Source organism: Stenotrophomonas sp. 05L44_2 (assembly GCF_056665995.1).
Genome location: NZ_JBFTNR010000329.1, coordinates 1 through 4,506, shown reverse-complemented (window position 1 = coordinate 4,506; position 4,506 = coordinate 1). Strand labels below are relative to the sequence as shown.

General features: G+C 68.4%; 4 protein-coding genes and 1 pseudogene. 2 read left to right on the top strand and 3 right to left on the bottom strand.

The genetic code is table 11. The annotated features are described in order from the left end of the window. The 3 genes from AC1VAN_RS12635 to AC1VAN_RS12625 all read right to left on the bottom strand — a co-directional run. Window positions 1-891 (bottom strand): DEAD/DEAH box helicase (locus AC1VAN_RS12635; RefSeq protein WP_480985907.1); only part of this gene is annotated, 891 nt, incomplete at its 3' end. Between the two features lie 102 nt (window positions 892-993). Next, the gene (locus AC1VAN_RS12630) at window positions 994-1,266 is read right to left on the bottom strand and encodes a hypothetical protein (RefSeq protein ID WP_025875070.1); all 273 of its coding nucleotides are present in this window, start codon (window positions 1,264-1,266) and stop codon (window positions 994-996) included. A 28-nt stretch (window positions 1,267-1,294) separates the two neighbouring features. Continuing rightward, window positions 1,295-2,374: a YeiH family protein gene (locus AC1VAN_RS12625; protein ID WP_478013636.1), complete on the bottom strand. Its 1,080-nt coding sequence runs from the start codon at window positions 2,372-2,374 to the stop codon at window positions 1,295-1,297. 102 nt (window positions 2,375-2,476) lie between these two features. On the opposite strand from AC1VAN_RS12625, the gene AC1VAN_RS12620 reads away from it, so the two are divergent. Together AC1VAN_RS12620 and AC1VAN_RS12615 are read left to right on the top strand one after the other, a co-directional pair. Further along, a complete protein-coding gene (locus AC1VAN_RS12620) occupies window positions 2,477-3,352 on the top strand; it encodes a LysR family transcriptional regulator (RefSeq protein WP_442252377.1) in 876 nt (291 codons plus the stop codon). 329 nt (window positions 3,353-3,681) lie between these two features. Then, window positions 3,682-4,461: pseudogene (locus AC1VAN_RS12615) on the top strand (ABC-F family ATP-binding cassette domain-containing protein); the annotation flags it as partial. Window positions 4,462-4,506: the final 45 nt, after the last annotated feature.

The following is a 4,506-nucleotide window of genomic DNA, read 5'->3' as shown; positions in this document are numbered from 1 at the left end:
GGCAACCAGCACGTTGCAGCTGCGGTTGGCCAGGCGCAGCAGCACTTCCTCGCGGTCGCGCTGTTCCATGTCGCCATGCAGGGCGAGCGCGGAGAAGCCGAACTGCTGCAGCGAGTTGGCCACTTCGTCCACGTCCTTGCGGGTGTTGCAGAACACCACGGCCGATTCGGGCGTGTACTTCAGCAGCAGGCCGGCCAGTGCCTTCTGCCGGTGTGCCGGTTCGACTTCGCAGAACAGGTGGCGGATGGCCGGGGCCTGGTCGGCGCCTTCCACGGTCACTTCCACGGCATCGCGCAGCAGGTCGCGGGCCATGGCGCGGATGGTGTCGGGGAAGGTGGCCGAGAACAGCAGGCTCTGGCGATCGCGGTGGGTACGGCCGGCGATCTCACGGATGGGTTCCTCGAAGCCCATATCGAGCATGCGGTCGGCTTCATCCAGCACCAGGGTGCGCACGGCGCCCAGATTCAGTGCGCGCTTGCGCGCCAGTTCCTGCACGCGGCCGGGCGTGCCGACCACCACGTGCGGGTCGTGGCTTTCCAGCGACGCCAGCTGCGGGCCCAGCGGCGTGCCGCCGGTCAGCAGCAACAGCTTCAGGTTGGGGATGCCGGTGGCCAGCTTGCGGATCTGCTTGGCCACCTGGTCGGCCAGCTCGCGGGTGGGGCACAGCACCAGCGCCTGTACGCGGATCAGGCTGGGGTCGATGGACTGCAGCAGGCCAAGACCGAAGGCGGCGGTCTTGCCGCTGCCGGTCGGGGCCTGGGCGATCACATCGCGGCCATCAAGGATGGCGGGCAGGCTCTGCGCCTGGATCGGCGTGAGGGTGGTGTAGCCGAGGGCATCCAGGCCGGGCTGCAGGGCCGGGCTCAGCGGCAGGGTCGAGAAATCAGTCATGGCGCATTGTACCTGCGCGCGCGCCCGGTCCCGCCGTCGTTCACGATTGTGGGGGCGCCCGGTAGCGGGCGACCTTGGTCGGCACCTTGGCCGAACGTTCCCTCAACCCAGCCCGATGACCACCAGCCGCGCAGCCATCGCCTGCAACTGCTCCGGGGTGGCCGGTTTTCCAGCGACCCGGGGCTCCAGCAGCAGCTGGTGGAACCACGGGTTGGCGTGCCGCGTGTCGACGTCGAACGAACAGGTCGCCTGCACGCCCATCACCGCTTGAACGATCTCGACCAGCGTGTCTTCGGCTTCATCGACATTGCCCCGCCCATATCGATCATCCAGCAGGCGCAGCGGGATCTGCAGCAGGGCGGGGGAGACTGGCATGCCTCAAGTCTAACGATCCACGTTGCCCTCAGCCCAGCACCGCCAGCACACCCTGGTGGATCGCCAGGCCACCCAGCAGCAACCAGGCGAACAGGATCGATGCCAGCAGCAGCGGCTTCAACCCGGCCTGGCGCAGCGCAGACACATGGGTGGTCAGGCCCAGCGCGGCCATCGCCATGGCCAGCAGCACGGTATCCAGCTGCACCAGCCCGGCCTGCACACCCACCGGCAGCAGATGCAGCGAGTTGAGCCCGGCAACCGCCACGAAACCGAACGCGAACCACGGCACCACGATCCGGGTCTTGCCACCGTCCGCCGCTGCCTTGCCACCACGGGCCAGCCACAAGGAAAGTACGATCAGGAACGGTGCCAGCAGCATCACCCGCACCATCTTGGTGATGACCGCGGTATCGGCGGCTGACTCGCCCACGGCACGTCCGGCAGCCACCACCTGTGCCACTTCATGCACGGTGGCGCCGGTGTACAGGCCGTACTGCCGCGCGTCCATCGCCAGCCAGCCGTGCGACTGCACCAGCGCATACAGCGCCGGGTACAGGAACATGGCCAGCGTGCCGAACACCACCACCGTCGATACCGCCACCGTCACCTGCGCAGCACGGCCGCGCACCACCGGCTCTGCGGCCATCACCGCCGCCGCACCGCAGATCGCGCTGCCGGCACCGATCAGCATGGCGGCCTCGCGCTCCATCCTGAACACCCGTACACCCAGCCAGCACGCCAGGCCGAAGGTGCTCGCCACCACCAGCACGTCCATCAGCACGCCGGCGACGCCGACGTGGCCGATGTCCTGGAAGGTCAGCCGCAGGCCGTACAGCACGATGCCCGCACGCAGCAGCCAATGCTTGGAGAAGCCCACGCCCGCCGCGCTGGCGGGGGCCAGTCGCGGGTACAAGGTGTTGCCGACCACGATGCCGGCGACGATGGCGACGGTCAGCGCACTCAGGCCATGCGCCTGCAGCCAGGGCAGCTCGGCCAGGTACAGCGACGCCGCCGCCACCAGGCCGACCAGCAGCAGGCCGGGCAGGCGCAGTTGCCAGCGCTGGCGCAGGGCGGGCAGGGACCAGGGGGACAGGGCAGGCGCGTTCATGGCGGGTGGGATGCGGGAGAGAGGCGTACAGCCTGCATCCATGCGATTGACCCGTAAAACGAATAATATCGGTGAAAACTACCCATAACACAGGTAATGGCCATGCGCCTGACGCTCCGCCAGCTGCAGGTCTTCGTTGCCATCGCTGACCAGGGCAGCACCACCGCCGCAGGCCAGGCCATCGCGCTTTCCCAGTCCGCCAGCAGCGCCGCCCTGCAGGAGCTGGAAGCGCACTTCGGCACGCCGCTGTTCGACCGCATCGGCCGTCGCCTGGCGTTGAACGGCCACGGCCGGGCCTTGCTGGAGCCGGCGCGCGCGCTGTTGGTCAATGCCGCCGATCTGGAGCGGCAATTGGCGGCGGGCGGTGACCCGTCCCAAGGCGCGCCGCTGCGGCTGGTGTTGGCGGCCAGCACCACCATCGGCAACTACCTGCTGCCGCCGCGTATCGCCGATCTGCTGCGGCAGGCACCGCAGGCCGAGGTCGATCTGCGCATCGACAACAGCGCAGGCGTGGTGGCGGCCGTTCAACGGCTGGACGTGGATGCAGGACTGATCGAAGGCCCGTGCCACGAACGCGGGCTGCAGGTGACCGCCTGGCAGCAGGACCCGCTGGTGATCGTGGCGGCTGCGGATGCGCCCCCGCGCTGGTCCCTGGATGAACTGCGCGCAGCGCGCTGGCTGTTGCGCGAACCCGGCTCAGGCACCCGCGAGGCTGTCGAACAGGCATTGCTGCCGCATCTGCGCGGCTTCGCCCAGACCCTGCAGCTGGGCAATACCGAAGCCATCAAGCAAGCCGCCATCGCCGGCCTCGGCCTGGCCTGCCTCTCGCGCCACGCCCTGGAAGAACCCTTGGCCCTCGGCCGCCTGCGCATCCTTGAAACGCCATTGCCGGCCCTGCACCGCACGCTGTGGCTGGTACGCCACCCCGGCAAGCGATGGTTGCCGGGGTTGCAGGCGTTGTTGGGGGAAGTGCAGTAGCCGGGATCCATCTTCCACAGCGTGAATTCCACGTAGGGGTCAGAGCCTATTGCGCAGCAACGGGATCCGACCCCGTGCCGACCAACGGTCGGCACCCACCAACAGCAGCGGCAAACTSTCGAAGGCGGGGTGGGTCMGSTTGCGGGGGCGTGAGCGYCATGGATGGCGCGACCGAGCTTACATGGACGTACTTGCAGCGTCCCCCGCAACCGGACCCACCCCGCCATCCCACAGGAAGCCGGCTTTGGCTGTTGCCTCGGCGGTTGACGTTGCCTCTGCGGGTGCCGGGCGCCGCCCGGCCAGGCCCCGCAACCCGCTACAATGGCCGGATGCCTTTGATTACTCTGCAAAACGTCGACTTCAGCGTCGGCGGCCCGCTGTTGCTGGAAAAAGCCGAACTGTCGATCGAGCCGGGCGAGCGTATCGCCCTGATCGGCCGCAACGGCGCCGGCAAATCGACCCTGSTCAAGCTGCTGTCCGGCGACCACAAGCCCGATGACGGTGAAGTGCGCGTGCAGCAGGGCGTGCGCGTGACTCGCCTGGAGCAGGAGGTGCCGCACGGCGCCGCTGGCAGCGTGTTCGACGTCGTCGCCGATGGCCTGGGCGAACTGGGCCAATGGCTCGCCGAATTCCATCACCTCAGCCACGCCGACGTGTTCGATGGCGAAGCGCTGGGCAACGTCCAGGCCAAGATCGATGCCGCCAACGGCTGGGGCTTGGACCAGCGCGTCAGCGAGACCCTGACCAAGCTCGACCTCGATGGCGACGCGGAGTTTGCGCGCCTGTCCGGCGGCATGAAGCGCCGCGTGCTGCTCGGCCGCGCGCTGGTCTCCAGCCCCGACCTGCTGCTGCTGGACGARCCGACCAACCACCTCGACATCGAAGCCATCGACTGGCTCGAAATGTTCCTCAAGAACTGGAACGGCAGCGTGGTGTTCGTCACCCATGACCGCCGCTTCCTGCGTGCGCTGGCCACCCGCATCGTCGAGATCGACCGCGGCCAGGTCACCAGCTGGCCGGGCGACTGGGCCAACTACGAGCGCCGTCGCGAAGAACGCCTCAACGCGCAGGCCCAGGAAAACGCACGGTTCGACAAGCTGCTGGCGCAGTAAGAAGTGTGGATCCGCCAGGGCATCAAGGCACGCCGCACCCGC

Excerpts from the sequence above, each read along its gene's own strand:
- AC1VAN_RS12630 (WP_025875070.1), bottom strand. The coding sequence starts at position 1,266 with ATGCCAGTCTCCCCCGCCCTGCTGCAGATCCCGCTGCGCCTGCTGGAT.
- AC1VAN_RS12625 (WP_478013636.1), bottom strand. The coding sequence starts at position 2,374 with ATGAACGCGCCTGCCCTGTCCCCCTGGTCCCTGCCCGCCCTGCGCCAG.
- AC1VAN_RS12620 (WP_442252377.1), top strand. The coding sequence starts at position 2,477 with ATGCGCCTGACGCTCCGCCAGCTGCAGGTCTTCGTTGCCATCGCTGAC.